Raw genomic sequence first — 22,461 nt, 5'->3', positions numbered from 1 at the left:
CAAGCCTATTTATATATTCAAATTTTTACTATTGTATTGTTGTTTCCATATTTGCTTCAAATTCATCTAGTAGTTCACGTGCTTCATCAGTCGTATTTGTACTCATCAGTTGATGTCTTAACTCACTTGCACCTCTGATGCCACGCACATATATTTTAAAGAATCTGCGCAAAGGTTTAAATAAGCGTGTTTCTTCTTGTGAATATTTGTCGAACAAATCAAGATGAAGTCTCAACAAGTCTAAAAGTTCTGCACTCGTATGTTCTCTTGGTTCTTTTTCAAAAGCATAAGGATTATGGAAAATCCCACGTCCAATCATGATACCATCGATACCATACTTTTCTGCCAGTTCAAGCCCAGTTTTTCTATCTGGAATATCACCATTTATCGTCAATAATGTATTTGGTGCAATTTCATCACGTAGTTTTTTAATTTCACCGATTAATTCCCAATGGGCGTCTACTTTACTCATCTCTCTACGTGTACGCAGGTGAATTGATAAATTCGCAATATCTTGTTGAAAAACATGTTTCAACCACTCTCTCCATTCATCAATTTCAGAATAACCCAAACGTGTTTTAACACTTACAGGTAACCCTCCTGCTTTAGATGCTTGAATAATTTCAGCTGCAGTTTCAGGACGTAATATTAGTCCTGAACCCTTACCTTTTGTTGCAACATTCGCAACTGGACACCCCATATTCAAATCAATGCCTTTAAATCCCATCTCTGCCATGCCAATACTCATTTCACGAAAATGTTCAGGTTTATCACCCCAAATATGTGCAACGATGGGTTGTTCATCTTCTGTAAAAGTTAAACGGCCACGTACGCTATGTACGCCTTCAGGATGGCAAAAACTTTCCGTATTTGTAAACTCAGTGAAAAAGACATCAGGTCTTCCCGCTTCGCTGACTACATGACGAAAGACTACATCTGTTACATCTTCCATAGGCGCCAAAACAAAAAATGGACGCGGTAATTCACGCCAAAAATTTTCTTTCATATATATTTTAACCTTCTTATCTATTATTATCTCGAATTTTTATCCATGACGATATTACCACAAAAATTGGACTTATACAAAAAGATTATAAACTTCCAAAAGCAACTCGAAAACAGCTTATCTAAAAACTTATTACCTAAATAATCGAATAGTTACGCATTCGAAATAAATCTATTGTCACCTTAAATATTTTCGAAAGCAGTTCAAGTTATACATGCAGAAGGCGATCTATCTCATGATTTTTCTTCACTTTTTAACAAAATTATCAAAGTTATAAGAAAATATTCATTTAATACCTAGTCCGGTAACTATACATACTACTAAATAACCCTACACATAAAATAGCAGCAGCAAAAATCAAGGCTGCATTGAAGTTCCCTGCGCTTCCAATTAATAATCCTGACAATGCAGGTGCAATCATTTGCCCCAAACTGTATATAACAGTCAATATCGCAACTAAGTTCAGCTTACTATTATTTTGATACATTAAAGCTTGTGCTTTGGACATAAATAATGTAGTAAGCCCTAAAAACGTTGAACCAAATAATAATGAACTTAGAATCAAACTCAACATACTTTCTGATAGTATTGGCAAAGTAACACTTATTATTTGTAAAATAAAAGCTAAATAGGTCGCCTTACCATGGCCTAACATATCAGCCAACATAGACCAAAGAATGGTCGATGGTATCGCGCCTAATCCAACAAACATCCAACTTAATGCTGCATAGTCTGATAACGAGGGTATCGATTTAACAATGGCAACCAAAAATGTGCCCGTAATAATATATCCAGCACCTTCGCAAAAATATGCAATGGAAAATCCCCAAATAAATTTTTTCTTCAACTTACTTGATACATTAGATTGACTTTCGTTTGTTTTATGGCTTTCGTGATCAGTACGATCATTTTCACGCATACCAAATATAATAAAAATAGCCATGATTAATGAAAAAATACCGAGCAAAACCCAAGTCGTTTTCCATGTATTCACTGAAGTAAATAAAAAAATAAAGATACTACTTGAAAAAATACCTAAACCTACACCACTATAAAGCAGACCTGATATACGTTCTTTTCGAACCATTTTTAATGCTTCTAACGCAACATTTGATGCTAATACAAAAACAGTACCACTAGACACACCAGAAACAAATCTAAAAATAGCCCATAAGATATAACTATCAAAAATACCCATGAATAGTGTTGAAATAATATTAATCATTAAATATATTTTAAGATCGACTACCTTATTAAATACAATAATCCAAATTGGAATTATTGCGCCAATAAGATACCCTAAATAATTATATGTAGCCAACATACCAGCACTCGGATTGTCCATACTGGTATTAAGCTGCATAAAAGGCATGATGGGCGTATATGCAAAACGTCCAATTGCCATAACAATAAACAAACACAACATACCTAAAACAAGTTGCTTATACGCTTCTTTCATACTTTACACACCTTTCAATAAATTAATTACATTATACACTTTTCATGATATTTACAAATACTTTTTCATTAGCAATCAATAATATTATCTTCAACCCCCTTTTAATTTTGAAATAGTAAGTATAGAATAGGCATTATTATTATTTTGAATTTTCAGATTTTTATTAGGGGGATTGTTATGCAACAACAAAATATACTTTGGAAAGATTGGAGATTACATGGCATTGTCCTAATCATTATGATCATTTCTGAAGTGATTGGCGCACATAAAATTCCATTAGGTATAACTTCAATCCTATTGTTACCAGTAGTTTACGCAGTATTACTTGGTTTGGGAGTATATTTCACACCTATTATAGGTAAAAGACAAGCTAAGCACTCTGAACCAATGGTCTTTATTTCTGTAGCATTACTCATAGCAAAATTCGGGGTAGAGGCTGGACCTGCCCTTCCTAAAATTATTGCAGCTGGGCCCGCTTTAATACTTCAAGAAGCCGGAAATTTAGCTACTATTATTATTTCATTACCGCTAGCTATACTTTTAGGTTTACGTAGAGAATCTATAGGCATGACACATTCAATAGGTAGAGAACCAAATTTAGCACTTATTACTGAAAAATATGGTATTACCTCTCCTGAATGGCGAGGAGTCATGTCCATGTATATATTTGGAACGATATTTGGGGCAATATTTTTTAGCATTTTCTCCGGCATACTAATCTCTATTTTACCTTTTAGCCCATTAGCATTTGCAATGGCGACAGGTGTAGGAAGTGGTGTGATGACTGCTGCTGCACTAGGTCCCTTAGTTGAAATGTATCCTGACCAAGCTAGTACAATTACAGCATTCTCTGGTGTGAGTAATTTACTTACATCTGTCACAGGGCTTTATGTGGGTATATTAATTGCTTTGCCATTAACTCGAAAATATTACAGCTTTATTATGCATATTAAATCAAAATTCACAAAAGATAAGGAGCAATGAGTATGAATTCAAAAGTTACAAACTGGATACTCACATTATGTGTGGTAGGCATTATTTCACTTTTTAGTAATTGGATTGGTTACAGTGTTATGCCAATAGAAGCTTTACCGGGCATTCTTACATTAATGGGCATTGCATTAAGCGGTTTAATCTTACGTGATATTGTTCCTTTAAATATACCTAGTATTGCTTATATTGGTATAATCGGACTCATCATTACAATACCAGGCATCCCTGGATCATCACACATTGTTGAATGGACTGAAAAAGTAGATCTATTGTCATTAGCTACACCAGTGGTTGCATATGCAGGTGTTTCTATAGGAAATTCGTGGGCCGATTTTGCTAAGTTAGGTTGGAAAACAATTGTCGTAGGAACCGTAATATTGCTCAGTACATACGTAGGTTCTGCCCTTGTAGCAGAAATTGTTTTAAGCATTCAAGGTTTAGCATAATCTACACATAATCATCCCCGTACAAACAATTCAATCTATCGTTTGTACGGGGACAATTAAAGTCAGAAAATACTTTAAATATAATAAATGAATACTATAAAGTTCAATAAAAAAAGTACAATAGCTGGAATCGCTTTTTTAACTGGATCCTTGCCTAAGAAAATCAATGAAATTGCACCAACAAACATCGTTGCACCTAGTAATATACTTGATAATAAAGCAATTACATTATACAACACACCTATCAACATCCCCAGACCACCTACAAATTCAAAAATTCCTGTAATTTGATTAAAAATAGGTGGGTAACCAAGACGCGCAAAATCTTGTTTCATTGCACCAGATAGAATTTTTGATCCTGTCATGATAAAAAATATCCCCAAAATTATTTGCAATATAATGATAATAATACTCATTTTAACGACCCCCTTTTCATTTTTATCTTAGTCATACGCTAGCAAACCAGAAATCATATAAGGCGTAATGCGTTTAATATAATTTTCAGGTAACATCTCACTATCCTTTTGGTACCATGTTTCAGCTGCTTTATAGATACTTGCACTTATCATGTTTGCAGCCAATTGTCGTGTACTATCTTCTTCAAAGTCAATATCATTCAACAATTTATACAATACATTTGCAATATGTTCTTGAACAATATGGTCTATTGTCTCAGGATAACTCCTATGACATCTTCTATTTAAAGACAATTGAAACTCTGCCACTACTTTAAAGATGTCGATAATTGTATTTTCACTCAATGGTTTATATTCAAAATATTCATAATTTAAATTAATTAATAGTTCCTCAGCAAGCGCTTTTTCTAACAAATCATAGATATCACTGAAATGATAATAAAACGTAGCTCTATTAATAAGTGCCTCTTGTGTAATATCTTTTACAGTTATACTTTTAAAATCTTTAACACCAGACAATTTGATAAAAGCTTGCATGATAGATTTTCTCGTTTTAGTGACGCGCAAGTCTGATTTTGATTGTACCATTCGACTCCCTCATTTTCTCCCAACATTTAATTCTGGATGTTGAATATTCAACATTTTCTACAATTTGTTGGTACTTATTATTCATATTACTACTTATCATAAGAGTATATCAATTTAATTAAACTACGGAGGTACAATTATGGAAAAAAATATGGTATGTGATATGTATTCAGGTGTTTGCAAACCGAGTGAAGAAAATGAAGTAGAAAACATAAACTTGAACAACCAAAGTCCTAATTTAACTTTATATTATATAACTGATCCTATGTGTTCACATTGTTGGGCTTTCGAACCAATTTTAAATAAACTGTTAGTTCAGTACGGTCATTTGTTTAATTTTCAAATGATTATGGGTGGTCTTTTAGAAGCTTGGGGGGATGGTCCTATTGATCCTGCTAATGGCATTTATAAATCAGCTGATGTGACACCACATTGGCAAGAAGTAGGTCAATATTCACGCATGCCTATCGATGGTACAGTTATGGAATTAGATCCTGTGCAATCTTCATACCCAGCATCTCGATTGTATAAAGCGATTCAGCAATTAGATTCCCCGACTTCTGCTATTGAATTTATTAGATTAGTGAGGGAAGCTGTTTTCGTCTTTAACCAAAATATTTCTGATAACAAAATACTTAAATCAATTGTACAAACTTTATATAAAAACAATAAAACAATAAATATTGAAACTATTTTTGATTTAGCAAATAGTACGCAAGGCCAGCAACTACTTTCAAGCGATTTTAACTTAGTACGAGAATTAGGTGTCAGAGGTTTCCCTACAGTTGTCATAGTAAATCATGATAACCAAGGTACCAAAATTGTAGGTGCTAGAGATTTAAATGTTTATATAGATACACTTAAAAAACTTAACAATAATGGAAAAACCGTTTCAAAACCATTGCCAGATTTAGAATTATATTTAAAAAAACAACATCGTTTATTTTCTAAAGAAATTGAAATTATGTATGATATTGCGCAAGGCGAAGTACCAAATTTCGTTGAACAAAATTTGAGTCCTTCAGTTTACACAGCCAAAAATATCCTTGGTGAAAATTATTATGAATTTATTTTATCGTAATATATGACAATCTAACTGACATTGTGAGCGAAATGGCTTACGTTCATCAAACACTATATGTACTTGCTCAATGCAGGTGAAATTCAATCAATTTATCAAATATGTTTATATAAAGTGTCACTTTATTGCATTTATATTCTTACTCATGTCGTTTTATATTTTTTCAAATATTCATTGTAATTAAAAGTTTCTATACTATTAGTTACAATGATATTTTTATTTAGCTGCGCTTCTAAATACCTACTCACTTCACAAACTGCATTTATTTTTATTGATTCTATGTCATTCATTTCTATTACTACAAAGTCTATTTCTTTAACACTATGATTCGTTTGAGAAAGTATCCTATAGATGTGTTGTAACAATCCTTCATTATATTTGGTTTTAGAAATTGCTACTACTTTTGAATTGATTGGTTCTTGATTTCTATTACGCAAGTAAAATAGTGTGTTACCTCTGCTATATTGAACGATGATATACATACAGAAACCCCATTTTAATTTTTTATATCTATAATTAGTATATACATATTACGCACAATTAATAAACTATTCATAATAAATCAAACTCAATTTATAATCAGTTTTATTTAAACAATAATTAGATAGTAAAAAACCTGAGACTGCACATGTCTCAGGTTTCTTTATTTAATACTATTTTTATAATTTATTAATTATTTATCTTCTTCATTTTTTCTACGACGTTTGAAAACTAGTAATAACGCACCCAAACCTGCAAATAATGAACCAAATAAAGTACCTTTATTAATTTCATCTTTTCCTGTTTCAGGTAATTCAGATCTATTATCATTAATTTTTCTAGAGTTATCGGAACGATCATTTACTATTTTTGAAGTTTGATTTTGTTCTAACTCTGAAATATGATCGCGTTTAGATGGTTGGCTTATATCTGAACTTTCTCCTGATTTCGGTTCTTGAGTATTTGAGTTTCCTTCTGTACTTGGATTTTCTCCCGTACCTGGGTTTTCTCCCGTACCTGGTTCTTTTCCCGTACCTGGTTCTTCTCCTGTACCTGGTTCTTCTCCTGTACCTGGTTCTTCTCCTGTACCTGGTTCTTCTCCTGTACCTGGTTCTTCTCCTGTACCTGGTTCTTCTCCTGTACCTGGTTCTTCTCCTGTACCTGGTTCTTCTCCTGTACCTGGTTCTTCTCCCGTACCTGGTTCTTCTCCTGTACCTGGTTCTTCTCCTGTACCTGGTTCTTCTCCTGTACCTGGTTCTTCTCCTGTACCTGGTTCTTCTCCTGTACCTGGGTTTTCTCCTGTACCTGGTTCTTCTCCTGTACCTGGGTTTTCTCCTGTACCTGGTTCTTCTCCTGTACCTGGTTCTTCTCCTGTACCTGGTTCTTCTCCTGTACCTGGTTCTTCTCCTGTACCTGGTTCTTCTCCCGTACCTGGTTCTTCTCCTGTACCTGGGTTTTCTCCTGAATCACTTACTATAACAATACTTGATTTAGATACATTACCATTTTTATCTGTAGCTGTTACTTGTAATTCTTCTCCACCTTTTAAATCTATATTAGATGGAATTTCAACTGTGTAGTTACCTTCTTCATCTGCTGTTCCTGTTGCCGTTGTTCCATCTGGGAACGTCACGGTTACTGTTGAGCCTGGCTCTGCTGTGCCACTTACCGTTGTAGCTTCACTTGTCACTCCGTTCACCGTCGGTGCTGATGGTGCTGTCGTGTCTACTACTGTTGTCGTTGCTTCTGTTGATGTGTTGTTATCTTTGTCTGTCGCTACAACTTTGATTGGCTCTCCACCTTCTAAATCTATATCAGATGGAATTTCAACTGTGTAGTTACCTTGATCATCAGTTGTACCTGTTGCCGTTGTTCCATCTGGGAACGTTACGGTTACCGTTGAGCCTGGCTCTGCTGTGCCACTTACCGTTGTAGCTTCACTTGTCACTTCTTTCACCGTCGGTGCTGATGGTGCTGTTGTGTCTACTACTGTTGTCGTTGCTTCTGTTGATGTGTTGTTATCTTTGTCTGTCGCTACAACTTTGATTGGCTCTCCACCTTCTAAATCTACATTTGATGGAATTTCAACTGTATAGTTACCTTCACTGTCTGCTGTTCCTGTTGCCGTTGTTCCATCTGGGAACGTCACTGTGACCGTTGAGCCTGGTTCTGCCGTTCCACTTACCGTTGTAGCTTCACTTGTCACTTCTTTCACCGTCGGTGCTGATGGTGCTGTTGTGTCTACTACTGTTGTCGTTGCTTCTGTTGATGTGTTGTTATCTTTGTCTGTCGCTACAACTTTGATTGGCTCTCCACCTTCTAAATCTACATTTGATGGAATTTCAATCGTATAGTTGCCTTGATCATCAGCTGTGCCTGTTGCCGTTTTACCGCCTGGGAATGTCACTGTGACCGTTGAGCCTGGCTCTGCCGTGCCACCAATTGTTGTATCTTCGCTTGTTACTTCTTTCACCGTTGGTGCCTCTGGTGCTGTTGTGTCTTTAACTGTTGTTGTCGCTTCTTCTGATTTGTTGCCATCTTTATCTGTCGCTACAACTTTGATTGGTTCTCCACCTTCTAAATCTACATCTGATGGGATTTCGATTGTGTAGTTGCCTTCACTGTCTGCAGTACCTGTTGCCGTTGTTCCATCTGGGAACGTCACGGTAACTGTTGAGCCTGGTTCTGCCGTTCCACTTACCGTTGTAGCTTCGCTTGTTACGCCATTCACCGTTGGTGCGTCTGGTGCTGTCGTATCTACTACTGTTGTCATTGTCTCTTCAGATGTATTGCCAACTTTATCTTTAGAAGTAACTTTGATATCTTCTCCACCTTCTAAATCTACATTTGATGGAATTTCAACTGTATAGTTACCTTCACTGTCTGCTGTTCCTGTTGACGTTGTTCCATCTGGGAACGTTACTGTGACTGTTGAGCCTGGTTCTGCCGTGCCACTTACTGTTGTAGCTTCGCTTGTCACTTCTTTCACCGTCGGTGCTGATGGCGCCGTTGTGTCTTTAACTGTTGTTGTCGCTTCTTCTGATTTGTTGCCATCTTTGTCTGCCGCTACAACTTTAATTGGCTCTCCAACATCTAATTTAACATCTGATGGGATTTCGATTGTATAGTTACCTTGATCATCGGCTGTGCCTGTTGCCGTTGTTCCGTCTGGGAATGTCACTGTAACCGTTGAGCCTGGCTCTGCTGTGCCACTTACTGTTGTAGCTTCGCTTGTCACTTCTTTCACCGTTGGTGCTGATGGTGCCGTCGTATCTACTACTGTTGTCGTTGCTTCTGTTGACGTGTTGTCATCTTTGTCTGTCGCTACAACTTTGATTGGCTCTCCACCTTCTAAATCTACATTTGATGGAATTTCAACTGTATAGTTACCTTCACTGTCTGCTGTTCCTGTTGCCGTTGTTCCATCTGGGAACGTTACGGTAACTGTTGAGCCTGGTTCTGCCGTTCCACTTACCGTTGTATCTTCACTTGTTACTTCTTTCACCGTTGGTGCCTCTGGTGCTGTCGTGTCTACTACTGTTGTCGTTGCTTCTGTTGATGTGTTGTTATCTTTGTCTGTCGCTACAACTTTGATTGGCTCTCCACCTTCTAAATCTACATTTGATGGAATATCAACTGTGTAGTTACCTTGATCATCAGTTGTACCTGTTGCCGTTGTTCCATCTGGGAACGTTACGGTTACCGTTGAGCCTGGCTCTGCTGTGCCACTTACTGTTGTAGCTTCACTTGTTACTTCTTTCACCGTTGGTGCCTCTGGTGCTGTTGTGTCTTTAACTGTTGTCGTCGCTTCTTCTGATTTGTTGCCATCTTTATCTGTTGCTGTTACGACAATGTTTTCTCCGCCTTTTAGGTCAACATTTGTTGGAATTTCGATTGTATAGTTACCTTGATCATCGGCTGTGCCTGTTGCTGTTTTACCATCTGGGAATGTCACTGTAACCGTTGAGCCTGGTTCTGCTGTACCACCAATTGTTGTATCTTCGCTTGTTACTTCTTTCACCGTCGGTGCTGATGGCGCCGTTGTGTCTTTAACTGTTGTTGTCGCTTCTTCTGATTTGTTGCCATCTTTGTCTGCCGCTACAACTTTGATTGGCTCTCCACCTTCTAATTTGACATCTGATGGAATTTCAATCGTATAGTTGCCTTGATCATCAGCTGTGCCTGTTGCCGTTTTACCGCCTGGGAATGTCACTGTGACCGTTGATCCTGGCTCTGCCGTGCCACCAATTGTTGTATCTTCGCTTGTTACTCCGTTCACCGTTGGTGCTGATGGCGCTGTTGTGTCTTTAACTGTTGTTGTCGCTTCTTCTGATGTATTACCATCTTTATCTTTAGAAGTAACTATAATGTTTTCTCCACCATCTAATTTGACATCTGATGGAATTTCAATCGTATAGTTGCCTTGATCATCAGCTGTGCCTGTTGCCGTTTTACCGTCTGGGAACGTCACGGTAACTGTTGAGCCTGGCTCTGCTGTGCCACTTACTGTTGTAGCTTCACTTGTCACTCCGTTCACCGTCGGTGCCTCTGGTGCTGTTGTGTCTTTAACTGTTGTTGTCGCTTCTTCTGATTTGTTGCCATCTTTATCTGTTGCTACAACTTTGATTAGCTCTCCACCCTCTAAATCTACATTTGATGGAATTTCAATCGTATAGTTGCCTTCACTGTCTGCAGTACCTGTTGCCGTTGTTCCGTCTGGGAACGTTACTGTAACCGTTGAGCCTGGCTCTGCTGTGCCACCAATCGTTGTATCTTCACTTGTTACTTCTTTCACCGTTGGTGCTGATGGCGCCGTTGTGTCTTTAACTGTTGTTGTCGCTTCTTTTGATGTGTTGCCATCTTTATCTGCCGCTGTTACGACAATGTTTTCTCCGCCTTTTAGGTCAATATTTGTTGGAATTTCGATTGTATAGTTACCTTGATCATCGGCTGTGCCTGTTGCCGTTGTTCCGTCTGGGAATGTCACTGTAACCGTTGAGCCTGGTTCTGCTGTGCCACCAATTGTTGTATCTTCGCTTGTTACTCCGTTCACCGTTGGTGCTGATGGCGCTGTTGTGTCTTTAACTGTTGTCGTCGCTTCTTCTGATGTATTACCATCTTTATCTTTAGAAGTAACTATAATGTTTTCTCCACCATCTAATTTGACATCTGATGGAATTTCAATCGTATAGTTGCCTTGATCATCAGCTGTGCCTGTTGCCGTTTTACCGCCTGGGAATGTCACTGTGACCGTTGAGCCTGGCTCTGCCGTGCCACCAATTGTTGTATCTTCGCTTGTTACTTCTTTCACCGTTGGTGCTGATGGCGCCGTTGTGTCTTTAACTATTGTTGTCGCTTCTTCTGATGTATTACCATCTTTATCTTTAGAAGTAACTATAATGTTTTCTCCACCATCTAATTTGACATCTGATGGAATTTCAATCGTATAGTTGCCTTGATCATCGGCTGTGCCTGTTGCCGTTGTTCCGCCTGGGAATGTCACTGTAACCGTTGAGCCTGGCTCTGCCGTGCCACCAATTGTTGTATCTTCGCTTGTTACTCCGTTCACCGTTGGCGTCTCTGGTGCCGTTGTGTCTACTACCGTTGTCGTAGCTTCTTCTGATTTATTGCCATCTTTATCTGTCGCTATTACGACAATGTTTTCTCCGCCTTTTAGGTCAATATTTGTTGGAATTTCGATTGTATAGTTACCTTGATCATCGGCTGTGCCTGTTGCTGTTTTACCATCTGGGAATGTCACTGTAACCGTTGAGCCTGGTTCTGCTGTACCACCAATTGTTGTATCTTCGCTTGTTACTTCTTTCACCGTCGGTGCCTCTGGTGCTGTTATGTCTTTCACTGTTGTCGTCGCTTCTTCTGATGTATTACCATCTTTATCTTTAGAAGTAACTATAATGTTTTCTCCACCATCTAATTTGACATCTGATGGAATTTCAATCGTATAGTTGCCTTGATCATCAGCTGTGCCTGTTGCCGTTTTACCGCCTGGGAATGTCACTGTGACCGTTGAGCCTGGCTCTGCCGTGCCACCAATTGTTGTATCTTCGCTTGTTACTCCGTTCACCGTTGGTGCTGATGGCGCTGTTGTGTCTTTAACTGTTGTCGTCGCTTCTTCTGATGTATTACCATCTTTATCTTTAGAAGTAACTATAATGTTTTCTCCACCATCTAATTTGACATCTGATGGAATTTCAATCGTATAGTTGCCTTGATCATCAGCTGTGCCTGTTGCCGTTTTACCGCCTGGGAATGTCACTGTGACCGTTGAGCCTGGCTCTGCCGTGCCACCAATTGTTGTATCTTCGCTTGTTACTCCGTTCACCGTTGGTGCTGATGGCGCTGTTGTGTCTTTAACTGTTGTTGTCGCTTCTTCTGATTTGTTGCCATCTTTATCTGCCGCTGTTACGACAATATTTTCTCCGCCTTTTAGGTCAATATTTGTTGGAATTTCGATTGTGTAGTTGCCTTCACTGTCTGCAGTACCTGTTGCTGTTTTACCATCTGGGAATGTCACTGTAACCGTTGAGCCTGGTTCTGCTGTACCACCAATTGTTGTATCTTCGCTTGTTACTTCTTTCACCGTCGGTGCCTCTGGTGCCGTTGTGTCTTTAACTGTTGTTGTCGCTTCTTCTGATGTATTACCATCTTTATCTTTAGAAGTAACTATAATGTTTTCTCCACCATCTAATTTGACATCTGATGGAATTTCAATCGTATAGTTGCCTTGATCATCTGCTGTTCCTGTTGCTGTTTTACCATCTGGGAATGTCACTGTAACCGTTGAGCCTGGTTCTGCTGTACCACCAATTGTTGTATCTTCGCTTGTTACTTCTTTCACCGTTGGTGCTGCAGGTGCTGTTGTGTCTTTAACTGTTGTTGTCGCTTCTTCTGATTTGTTGCCATCTTTATCTGCCGCTGTTACGACAATGTTTTCTCCGCCTTTTAGGTCAATATTTGTTGGAATTTCAATTGTATAGTTACCTTGATCATCGGCTGTGCCTGTTGCCGTTGTTCCGCCTGGGAACGTCACTGTAACCGTTGATCCTGGTTCGGCAGTGCCACCAATTGTTGTATCTTCGCTTGTTACTTCTTTCACCGTTGGTGCTGCAGGTGCTGTTATGTCTTTCACTGTTGTTGTTATAGAATCTGAGATATTTCCATTACCATCCATCGCTGATATTAATAGTTCTTCGTCACCTTTTAAATCTATTTTTTCAGGAATAGTAATTGTATATCCACCTTGGTTATTTGCTTTACTTTCTGCTGTAGTACCATCTGGGAACGTTACGGTAACTGTTGAACCTGGCTCTGATATGCCACTGATTGTTGTGTCTTCACTTGTTACTTCTTTCACTGTTGGTGCCTCTGGCGCTGTTGCATCAACTACTATTGTTGAAGCTTCTGTTGATTTATTATTAGATTTATCTTGTGCTATCGCTTGAATCTCTTCGCCACCAATTAAATCAATAGCATCTGGAATATCTACGCTAAAGTTACCGTGTTCATCCGCTACTACATCAACCGTGATATTACCAGGGAATGTGATTGTGACTGTTGAATTAGGTTCTGAACTTCCCACAATTTGTGCGTCTTCACTTGATACTCTATTTATTTTAGGTGCATCCGGTGCTGTCTTATCTATAACAATCGTTGAAGTTGGATTTGAAATATTTCCTGTTTTATCTGTTGCTGTTACTTGTAGTTCTTCTCCACCTTCTAATTTAGTACCAGACGTAATATCTATTGTGTAATTACCTTGGCCATCAGCTGTTCCTATTGCCGTTGTGCCATCTGGGAACGTCACTGTAACCGTTGAGCCTGGTTCGGCAGTGCCACCGATTGTTGTATCTTCGCTTGTTACTTCTTTCACCGTCGGTGCATCTGGTGCTGTTGTGTCTACTACCGTTGTTTTAACTGGTTCTGTTTCATTACCAGCATCGTCTGTAGATGTAACTTGTATTTCTTCGCCGCCTTCTAAACTAACTTCATTCGGAATTGCTATTGTATAATTTCCTGTTTCATCTGTTGCACCAGTAGCTGTTTCACCATTTGGAAATTTGATTGTTATTGTAGAATTTGGTTCTGCTGTCCCACTAATATTTTTATCTTGGCTAGTTACACTGTTAACCGTTGGTGGTGCAGGTGCTGTTGCATCTGTTACTGTTGTTGATCCAGCATGAGAAACATTACCAGCACTATCTTTTGATGTAGCACTGATCGTTTCTTTACCTTGTAACCCTTCATTTTCTGGGATAGTTACAGTGAAATTCCCATCTTGATCAGCTTTAGTTTCCACAACTTTGCCACTTGGGAATGTCACACTAACTGTCGAATTTGCTTCTGCTGTGCCTTTAACCTCTGTACTTACACTTGTCACATGGCTTATTTGTGGTGCATCTGGCGCTGTTGCATCTATGACTTGAGTGCTACCTTTTTGAGAAACGTTACCTGCTTTGTCCTTCGACGTAGCTACTATCGTTTCCCAACCTTGTAATCCTTCGTTTTCTGGAATATCTACTGTGAAGTTTCCATCTTGATCTGCTACTGCATCTACAACTTCGCCACTCGGGAATGTCACACTAACTGTTGAATTTGCTTCTGCTTGCCCATTCAATTGCTTACTATTACTATTGACGTCATTTAATGTAGGAGCATCTGGAGCTGTTATGTCTGTTACTATACGCGTCGCAACAGGTGATTCATTACCTGCTTTATCTGTTGCTATAGCTTTAAATACTTCGCCACCTTGAAGAGTGACACCACTCGGTATATCTACTGCATATTTACCCTGACTGTCAGCAGTTGTTGAAACTTTACCACCACCTGGGAAAGCAACAGTTACTGTTGAATTAGGTTCTGCTGTCCCAGTTACTTGTGTGGCTTTACTTGTTATTGGATTTATCACTGGTGCGTCTGGTGCTGTCGCATCTGTTACTGTAATTTGATCTGAAACTTCACTTGTTTTTCCACCTTTACTAGCTGTTGCAGTTAAAATAGTTCCAGCTTTCAATGGTTGATTCAATGTTAAAGAGGCTGCTGAACCATCATTGGGAATTTGAACTTTTCCAATTTCAACATTGTTATTATCTTTAATCGTAACAGTTGCACCTGCTGCACCATTAACTTTAATTACTGTATCATTGTCATCAACTGGATTAATTGATGGTGTTGGTACCTTGGAAATATCAATAACTTCGAATGTATTCACTTCATCATTTTCATAATTAGGTGAATCGATTGCGATAGTGTAGGTGCCCTCAGGTGATTGTGGTATAGATACTGAGAAAGTGCCATCAGGATTGACTGTTGATGTACCAATGACTTTTCCATTTGCATCTAACACTTTTGCAGTTTGAGTTGCTGCACCTTCTTTTAATGGAACTGACCCAGTTACAACTCTAGCCTCATTTGTAATATCGGCCGCATCAGGTTTACCTACTAATGGTGACGTTTTATAATTGATGACTTCATCACCGTCATTTTTACCATCTCCATCTGTATCTTCGTTTTCAGGATCTGAAAGTGATACTTGTCGTTCATATCGATCTAGTAAACCATCTTTATCATAATCTTGTAGTGCTAAAGTTGAAGTCCCTAACGTATTATTTATTAAAAGATTATTACTATCAGTTAAATAACCTGCGAAAGTAAAATCTTCTTTTTGTTTTGTTGTTTCTCGAATAAGATTACCTTCAGAATCATATTCTGCATCTTTAGTTAATATATTATTTACACTTTGATTTAATTTAATTACAATACGAACGCCTACTGTTTCAGGTAAAGAATTGTTAAACTCGATTAATTTATTTAAGTCATTACTAGTAATTGTGCCATTACCGATACTATCAAGCTGTAAATCAGCTACTTTGTCTCCAGCATGATAGGTCTTGTCAAAACCCGAAAGACCTTTGTAGTCATATGTGTGTAGTTCTACTCCTTCAATATAAGGTAATAAATCTTTATCTATTTGATAGTTATATGACCATTGTTTTCCTTTAACTTTAGAATATGCGAAAATACCATTTTTCATTATTTGTTGATCAATCAGTATTCCTCCGTGTTTTCCCACAGAACCATCATATGTAGCAGAGCCGCTACTTGCTTTAAATGCATTACTATTTTCTGGAGAAAGGTTATTTTCTAATTGACTTAAATCTTTGTCAGCTGTAGTTAAGAAATAACCGCTACTTTCAGAAGTCTTAACAATTTTATTAGATAGTGAATCTCTAACAAACATTTGATAATTCAACTTATTATTACTTAATTCTCCAGATGCATTCAAAATGTTACCCACTGTATCATCTAATTCTATTTTACCGTTAGTCGCTGTATACTGTGATAGTATTTCAGCGCCTCCGAACAAACCATCATTTGCTCTGATAAAATTAATTTCCCAAGTATTAGTGAAATCACCGTTTTCATCTTTTAATCTTATAAATTCAACAGGGGTATTTCTACCACTAGGATTAGCAGATATTTTTGTGACATGACTTGCTATTTTCGGATCCAATTTCAAATCAATTTTATAGCGATCCCCTGAATTTGAGCCTGACATGTAACTATGAATATCAAAAGGAATGACATTGCTGTCTAGAGTCTTTTGTGAATCTAACTTACTTGGATCAAAAATCAATGATGCAAATGTATAGTTGTCCATATAGCCCAGTGATTTTTCAACTTTTTCATTTTGTTCTACTGCTGCTCGTAATGCAGTTGGCGTAGCCATTGAACGCAACAAAGTACGTTTTGGAGTGGCTAACGTTTTCGCTTTATCTTGTTCATTCGAAAGTTGAATAATTGAAGCCTTTAAAATTTCAATATTTATTGCTTCATCAGTTGTATTTTTATAATCAATATCAGCGTTTTCTAAAATTGCTTTAGTGTCTTCTGTTGAAAGCTGACTATTTAAATAATCTTCAACTGCCTTTTGTTTATTCTCTGTTTCTGACAGTTGTTTTGTTAATTTTGATTGTGTGTGATTACTCGTTTCAGGATTTTTCGTCATTTCTGTAGTTTTTTCATCATCAGAAGATGGTTCAGTTGATGGTTGTTTATCATTTTGCCCATCTAAATTTTCTGTTCTAGTGCCTTCTTTTGTATTATTAGAAGTGTCAGGATTTTTTTCTAGTGATTTTTCAGTTGGCGCTTCATTGCTAGATACATCTGTATATTTTGTTGTTTCTGTTGTTGTTTCTGTTGACGTCTCATTTGTTGAATCTTTTACTTTATTGTTATCCGTTGTTGTTTCATTACTTTCAGTTGCTCTTTCTTGATCAGATTCTTCTTTGTTCGTACTATCTTCATCTAAATGTGAAGTATCACTGTTTTCATCTTGTTTTGTTTCAGATGTATCTGCTTTTTCTGTTGTTTGTTTATTCAAAACCTCATTTGTAGATTCATTCTCGTTTGTAGACTCATTAGTGTTATTATATTCTTCTTGTTGACCTAAGGTTGCGTCGTTATTATCTGGCTCTTTTTGATTCTTACTTAGATCATTATCAGTTTCTTCTTTTTGTAATCCATTTTCAGAATTTTCTGTCTTTTCTTCAGTAACATTGTTTTCACTGCGACTTAACGTTGTGTCATTTTCTTCTACACTTTTTATGTCTTGCACATCAAGTGCTTCACCTTTATCTGAATCATTAGCCTTATTATCATTCGTAATTGAGTCTAATTCAGCAGCTTTTGCTTCACTACTTACTCCAAATACAAGTGTCGCCCCAATCAATAATGATGCTGTTCCAACTGTAAACTTTCTAATAGAGTATTTATTTAACCTATTAGGTAAAAATCCTTGTTTGTTTTTCATCTTTTCCCACCTCAAAATAAACTTTATCACAATTTAATTCTACTCAATTAATTTGAAAAATCAAGATATTTCTTAAAGGTAAGTTATTAATATGAAAAAATGTCGCAAATTACAGTTGTTCGCCATTTTAAATTTATATGTTTTAGCATGCCACAATCAAGATATTTTCAATATTGTTAATTTCTATATAGTTTCAGAAATTCTGTTTTACGAACAATTTTCTCCATTAAGCATGATAAAAAAATTGTTTTAAATTGTAAAATTAATTAAACAATGAAATGCCATACAAAAATAAAGAAGTTTTCAATCGTTCATATAGAGTTCACAATCTTACATTATATTTAAATTAAACATTCATTACAGGAGGTCGTTAAAATGAAAAGATTAATGTTCAGTTCAGCATTTTATACATTATTAGGCATGCTAAGTGGTTTATTTTATAGAGAGATGTCAAAAGCAGAAAACTTTAGTGGTTATTCGCAATTAAACGTAACACATACACATTTACTTGTTTTAGGTACAATTATGTTTTTAATATTTATGGTGATAGAACACCAATTAAAACTTACTCAACACCCCACTTTATTTAACTATTTCTTTTATGTCTATCATATCGGTGTATTATTAACGGTTGCTATGCAATTTGTAAATGGTATAGCAACTATGAAAGGTTTTGAAGTGAGCCCTGCTATTGCTGGTATTTCAGGATTAGGTCACATTGCTATTTCTATCGCTTTCATTTTATTCTTTGTATTATTAAATAAAAGTATTAATGTCAATTCTAAATAAACGTAGATATAATTAAAGGTCGAATCACATTTCTAAACATAGAAATCGATTCGACCTTTTGACTTTCATATTAACAATAGTAAAAAACCTAAAATTATAATAAACAAGTAAATCCATTTTTCAAAATTATGATAAGTCGTATGGTTTATAAGATACTTTCCAACAACAACTGAAATAATCAAACAAGGTATGCTCAATAAAAATAATGATACCGTTTGACTGGTCCATATTCCTCCAGATGCTTGACCGATCACTACGAATATAGCTGTAATTAAAAAATGGGCTTGTATTGTACTTCTAAAATCTTTAATATGCCAAGGCGCCATTGTGCCATAAATGACAACTGGTACACCATGTGAATTATACAAACTTCCTAATACACCTGAAATCATACCTGTTAGGCTTGGCCATATGTTAGATTTTAATATGATATTATATCTATTTTTAAAAAAGGTAATCTTTCCAAACGCATATATACCATATAATATTAAAAATAACCCAAGCATAATTTGTATAAATGAAGTTGCAATATGCTGTAAAATCAAAATACCAAGTGGAACACCTAATAAACTCCCCAACAACATTAATAATAGTACTTTAATTTTTATATTTCTATAATCTAAAAATATATTTAAACTCGCTACTGTTAGTCCAGCCAACCCCACCAGTGAAATAGATGTATGTAAATTTAATCCTATCAATGCTAAAAGTGGCATACTCACGAGTGCTTCCCCAAAACCAAAATATGTTCTGACTAATCCACCTAAAAATATAGAAATCAAAATGTAAACTAAAAATAAATCCATGCTTTAACTCCTGATTCAATGCGTCATCCATAACAGCCATATCTCTTCTATTAATATTATGTTACTTATTAATTTATTTTGTTAACACTTACTAACGCTTATAATAATAACATTCATAAACTATCAAATTGATTATATCAAACTTTCATTATAATATTTTAAAAATCAGAGCACGCTTTATTCTACTATCATTCATAAACGCTCAAACTTGCTTTTTTTCTAAAAAGGAAATATATTATACAAAACTAGTATATTTTTTATACCGTTAGTGTTTAATCTACACGATAGTGGTTATGAGTATTGAGAAGTTTTATTACTACCATACTTAAAACACAAGCAACTAGAAAGTTTATTACGAGGAGGTATTATATGAATATCGTTGGTCACCATCACATTTCAATGTATACAAAAAACGCTCAAAAAAACAAAGATTTTTATACTCAAATTTTAGGACTAAGACTGGTTGAAAAGTCAGTTAACCAAGATAATCCTAAAATGTACCATTTGTTTTTTGGAGATGAAATTGGTTCGGCTGGGACACTATTAAGTTTTTTTGAAATACCACTTTTAGGAAAAAACCGTCCAGGAACTGATTCTATATATCGCTTATCATTACTTATACCTGACGAAAGTGCTTTGAATTTTTTTAAAGAAAGATTAAGTCAATTCAATATTACATGGACACCGTTAGTTTATTTAAATCAGCCTGCCATTACCTTTAAAGATATAGATGGTTTGGAGATCATTTTATTAGTTAATGACAATTATTATACACCGAATGCTTGGAGAAAAAATCCATATACTGAGATACCTGAGCAATACCAAATTTTAGGAATGGGTCCTGTAGAACTAAGAGTTAAAAATGCTCAAGCTACACTCGATTTTTTAAAAAATAGCTTATCATATACACTTAGAAGTGATTTAAACGAAACCGTGATGACTTTAGATCATAACGGATTATATACTGATTTTGTTATTGTAGAACAACAAGGTGAACGTGCTCGACCTGGCCAAGGTTATGTGCACCATATTGCTGTTAATACACCAAAAGATAGTGATTTAAATTCAATTCATAAAATAATAGAGCAACAACCTGAAAATAACTCAGGAATTATAGACCGATATTTTTTCAAATCTTTATATTTTAGACAAAACCGTATTTTATACGAATTTGCCACGGATGAACCTGGGTTTACAGTAGATACAAAAATAGAAGATTTGGGTAAACATTTAAATTTACCAGACTTTATGGAACCACAACGTACAGAAATTGAAAATAATCTACATGAATTATAGAAAGGTGATTATATGGCACAGTTAAAAATGAATGAAAATACTCCATTAGAATTTGGACTCTACTCATTGGGTGACCATTTATTAAATCCACATAATGGAGAAAAAGTGAGTTATGAACAAAGAATTAATGAACTTATTGAAGCTAGTCAATTAGCTGAACAGGCTGGTATTGATGTATTTGGTATCGGTGAAAGCCATCAAGAACATTTTACAACACAAGCACATACAGTAGTTTTAGGTGCCGTAGCACAAGCCACTAAAACAATAAAAATTTCCAGTTCTTCTAGTATTATAAGTGCTGCAGATCCTGTAAGGGTATTTGAAGATTTTGCTACTTTAGACTTAATTTCACATGGCCGAGCTGAAATTGTAGCAGGTCGTGCTTCACGAACAGGTATATTTGATTTATTTGGATTAGATTTGAATAATTATGATGAACTTTATGAAGAAAAACTTAATTTATTAATGGAATTAAATAAAACAGATAAAATTACTTGGTCAGGCAAATTCAGACCTGATTTAAATAATATGAAGATTTTCCCACGTCCAATTGATGACACATTACCTATTTGGCGTGCAGTCGGAGGACCTCCAGCAAGTGCTATCAAAGCAGGTAGGCAAGGAATACCAATGATGATTACAACACTCGGTGGTCCAGCAATGACTTTTCAAGATTCTATAGAACAGTACAGATTAGCTGCAAAAGAAAATGGTTATGATAATTCACCTGAATCTTTACCAGTATCAACAGCAAGTTTATTTTATACTGCTGACACTACTCAAGATGCTTTAAAAGAATTCTACCCGCATCTAAATGTTGGAATGTCATTTATCAGAGGTGCAGGTTATCCAAAACAACAATTTGCAAAGGCCCCTGACTATAGAGATGCCTTAATGGTTGGTAGCCCACAACAAATCATTGAAAAAATTCTATATCAACATGAGTTATATAATCACCAACGATTTATGGCACAAATTGATTTTGGCGGTGTTCCATTTAATAAAATCATGAAAAATATAGACCTTATAGGCAATGAAATTATTCCAACAGTAAAAAAACATTTAAGAAAGTAGGTCAATGATACTATGAATATTGTATTACTATCTGGCTCCAGCGTTGGTTCAAAAACGCGTACTGCTATGACATATTTGAATCAAGCACTTATGAATCAAGATGATACACACCATATTAATTTTATTGATTTAAAAGAATTAGAACTAGTGTTTAGTGATGGCAGAAATTATTTAGATTACAATGGCGATACATTATATCTTACGCAAACTTTGATGAATGCTGATGTCATTTTTATCGGATTCCCAATTTTCCAAGCTTCTATTCCCGGTACATTAAAAAATGTATTTGATTTACTACCAGTTAATGCATTTAAAGATAAAATAGTAAGTATACTTGCAACTGCAGGATCGCCAAAACATTATCTCATCCCAGAAACACAACTAAAACCAATATTAGGTTATATGAAGGCACATATTATGCAAACTTATGTATTTATAGAAGAACGCGATTTTTCAAATAATGAGATTGTAAACGATGATATTTTATTTAGGATAGATGATTTAGTTTCATCTACATTACGTACTTCAAAAGCATATGCACAAGTTTTGAAAGAAGAAGAAGATCAATATGATTTCTAATTAATGATCATCAATATATTAAAATTCACGGTTGCTAAGTTTTAAGACTTATTTTGTTTACATGATTAGGAACAAAATAAGTCTTTTTTAATTACTATATACCATTAATTTTATTAAAA

The 22,461-nt window shown here is 36.0% G+C and carries 14 protein-coding genes; 7 read left to right on the top strand and 7 right to left on the bottom strand.

Translation table 11 applies throughout. The annotated features are described in order from the left end of the window. Nucleotides 1–28 precede the first annotated feature (28 nt). Together JG554_RS01115 and JG554_RS01110 are read right to left on the bottom strand one after the other, a co-directional pair. The gene (locus tag JG554_RS01115) at nt 29–1,006 is read right to left on the bottom strand and encodes a tRNA dihydrouridine synthase (protein WP_070037073.1); all 978 of its coding nucleotides are present in this window, start codon (nt 1,004–1,006) and stop codon (nt 29–31) included. Nucleotides 1,007–1,295: 289 nt separating this feature from the next. Then, nucleotides 1,296–2,465 carry a YbfB/YjiJ family MFS transporter gene (locus tag JG554_RS01110; RefSeq protein ID WP_070037070.1) on the bottom strand — a complete coding sequence of 390 codons (1,170 nt, stop codon included), beginning with the start codon at nt 2,463–2,465 and terminating at the stop codon, nt 1,296–1,298. A gap of 177 nt (nt 2,466–2,642) precedes the next feature. Between JG554_RS01110 and JG554_RS01105 the strand changes: the two genes are divergently transcribed. Continuing rightward, on the top strand, nt 2,643–3,449 hold the full coding sequence (locus tag JG554_RS01105; protein WP_064209135.1) for a DUF3100 domain-containing protein: 807 nt from the start codon (nt 2,643–2,645) through the stop codon (nt 3,447–3,449). Nucleotides 3,450–3,451: 2 nt separating this feature from the next. After that, nucleotides 3,452–3,904 (top strand): hypothetical protein, encoded by a 453-nt coding sequence (locus JG554_RS01100; protein ID WP_046206580.1) that lies wholly within the window; start codon nt 3,452–3,454, stop codon nt 3,902–3,904. Between the two features lie 74 nt (nt 3,905–3,978). Here the strand turns inward: JG554_RS01100 and JG554_RS01095 are convergent, their stop codons facing one another. Together JG554_RS01095 and JG554_RS01090 are read right to left on the bottom strand one after the other, a co-directional pair. Beyond that, entirely contained in the window at nt 3,979–4,320 is a 342-nt protein-coding gene (locus JG554_RS01095) for a DoxX family protein (protein WP_046206579.1), read from the bottom strand. Nucleotides 4,321–4,347: 27 nt separating this feature from the next. Further along, nucleotides 4,348–4,908 carry a TetR family transcriptional regulator gene (locus JG554_RS01090; protein ID WP_070037067.1) on the bottom strand — a complete coding sequence of 187 codons (561 nt, stop codon included), beginning with the start codon at nt 4,906–4,908 and terminating at the stop codon, nt 4,348–4,350. Nucleotides 4,909–5,047: 139 nt separating this feature from the next. Here JG554_RS01090 and JG554_RS01085 point away from each other — a divergent pair, with 139 nt between their 5' ends. Continuing rightward, nucleotides 5,048–5,989: a DsbA family protein gene (locus tag JG554_RS01085; protein ID WP_070037064.1), complete on the top strand. Its 942-nt coding sequence runs from the start codon at nt 5,048–5,050 to the stop codon at nt 5,987–5,989. Between the two features lie 143 nt (nt 5,990–6,132). Here JG554_RS01085 and JG554_RS01080 read toward each other — a convergent pair whose 3' ends face one another. Together JG554_RS01080 and JG554_RS01075 are read right to left on the bottom strand one after the other, a co-directional pair. Continuing rightward, entirely contained in the window at nt 6,133–6,471 is a 339-nt protein-coding gene (locus JG554_RS01080) for a hypothetical protein (RefSeq protein WP_046206576.1), read from the bottom strand. A 191-nt stretch (nt 6,472–6,662) separates the two neighbouring features. Further along, complete coding sequence (locus JG554_RS01075; protein WP_203265345.1) at nt 6,663–17,798, bottom strand: Ig-like domain-containing protein; 11,136 nt, start codon at nt 17,796–17,798, stop codon at nt 6,663–6,665. Between the two features lie 375 nt (nt 17,799–18,173). Here JG554_RS01075 and JG554_RS01070 point away from each other — a divergent pair, with 375 nt between their 5' ends. After that, the gene (locus JG554_RS01070; protein WP_070038848.1) at nt 18,174–18,587 is read left to right on the top strand and encodes a DUF2871 domain-containing protein; all 414 of its coding nucleotides are present in this window, start codon (nt 18,174–18,176) and stop codon (nt 18,585–18,587) included. A 65-nt stretch (nt 18,588–18,652) separates the two neighbouring features. Here the strand turns inward: JG554_RS01070 and JG554_RS01065 are convergent, their stop codons facing one another. Continuing rightward, nucleotides 18,653–19,393, bottom strand: coding sequence for a sulfite exporter TauE/SafE family protein (locus JG554_RS01065; RefSeq protein ID WP_046206959.1), 741 nt, complete (start codon nt 19,391–19,393; stop codon nt 18,653–18,655). A 369-nt stretch (nt 19,394–19,762) separates the two neighbouring features. Here JG554_RS01065 and JG554_RS01060 point away from each other — a divergent pair, with 369 nt between their 5' ends. The 3 genes from JG554_RS01060 to JG554_RS01050 are packed head-to-tail and all read left to right on the top strand — an operon-like array spanning nt 19,763 to nt 22,342. Next, nucleotides 19,763–20,689, top strand: coding sequence for a VOC family protein (locus tag JG554_RS01060; RefSeq protein ID WP_046206958.1), 927 nt, complete (start codon nt 19,763–19,765; stop codon nt 20,687–20,689). A gap of 12 nt (nt 20,690–20,701) precedes the next feature. Then, nucleotides 20,702–21,763, top strand: a complete 1,062-nt coding sequence (locus JG554_RS01055; protein ID WP_064210014.1) for an LLM class flavin-dependent oxidoreductase — start codon at nt 20,702–20,704, stop codon at nt 21,761–21,763. A gap of 12 nt (nt 21,764–21,775) precedes the next feature. Further along, nucleotides 21,776–22,342: an NADPH-dependent FMN reductase gene (locus JG554_RS01050; RefSeq protein WP_046206956.1), complete on the top strand. Its 567-nt coding sequence runs from the start codon at nt 21,776–21,778 to the stop codon at nt 22,340–22,342. Nucleotides 22,343–22,461 lie beyond the last annotated feature (119 nt).

Origin of the sequence: Staphylococcus sp. 11-B-312, assembly GCF_016743055.1 — a bacterium.
Classification (GTDB): domain Bacteria; phylum Bacillota; class Bacilli; order Staphylococcales; family Staphylococcaceae; genus Staphylococcus; species Staphylococcus ureilyticus.
Note: the sequence above shows the minus strand (reverse complement) of the source record. Positions and strands in the feature narration are given on the sequence as shown.

Excerpts from the sequence above, each read along its gene's own strand:
- JG554_RS01060 (WP_046206958.1), top strand. The coding sequence starts at position 19,763 with ATGAATATCGTTGGTCACCATCACATTTCAATGTATACAAAAAACGCT.
- JG554_RS01075 (WP_203265345.1), bottom strand. The coding sequence starts at position 17,798 with ATGAAAAACAAACAAGGATTTTTACCTAATAGGTTAAATAAATACTCT.
- JG554_RS01110 (WP_070037070.1), bottom strand. The coding sequence starts at position 2,465 with ATGAAAGAAGCGTATAAGCAACTTGTTTTAGGTATGTTGTGTTTGTTT.
- JG554_RS01115 (WP_070037073.1), bottom strand. The coding sequence starts at position 1,006 with ATGAAAGAAAATTTTTGGCGTGAATTACCGCGTCCATTTTTTGTTTTG.
- JG554_RS01085 (WP_070037064.1), top strand. The coding sequence starts at position 5,048 with ATGGAAAAAAATATGGTATGTGATATGTATTCAGGTGTTTGCAAACCG.
- JG554_RS01080 (WP_046206576.1), bottom strand. The coding sequence starts at position 6,471 with ATGTATATCATCGTTCAATATAGCAGAGGTAACACACTATTTTACTTG.
- JG554_RS01100 (WP_046206580.1), top strand. The coding sequence starts at position 3,452 with ATGAATTCAAAAGTTACAAACTGGATACTCACATTATGTGTGGTAGGC.
- JG554_RS01095 (WP_046206579.1), bottom strand. The coding sequence starts at position 4,320 with ATGAGTATTATTATCATTATATTGCAAATAATTTTGGGGATATTTTTT.
- JG554_RS01070 (WP_070038848.1), top strand. The coding sequence starts at position 18,174 with ATGAAAAGATTAATGTTCAGTTCAGCATTTTATACATTATTAGGCATG.
- JG554_RS01055 (WP_064210014.1), top strand. The coding sequence starts at position 20,702 with ATGGCACAGTTAAAAATGAATGAAAATACTCCATTAGAATTTGGACTC.
- JG554_RS01065 (WP_046206959.1), bottom strand. The coding sequence starts at position 19,393 with ATGGATTTATTTTTAGTTTACATTTTGATTTCTATATTTTTAGGTGGA.
- JG554_RS01050 (WP_046206956.1), top strand. The coding sequence starts at position 21,776 with ATGAATATTGTATTACTATCTGGCTCCAGCGTTGGTTCAAAAACGCGT.
- JG554_RS01105 (WP_064209135.1), top strand. The coding sequence starts at position 2,643 with ATGCAACAACAAAATATACTTTGGAAAGATTGGAGATTACATGGCATT.
- JG554_RS01090 (WP_070037067.1), bottom strand. The coding sequence starts at position 4,908 with ATGGTACAATCAAAATCAGACTTGCGCGTCACTAAAACGAGAAAATCT.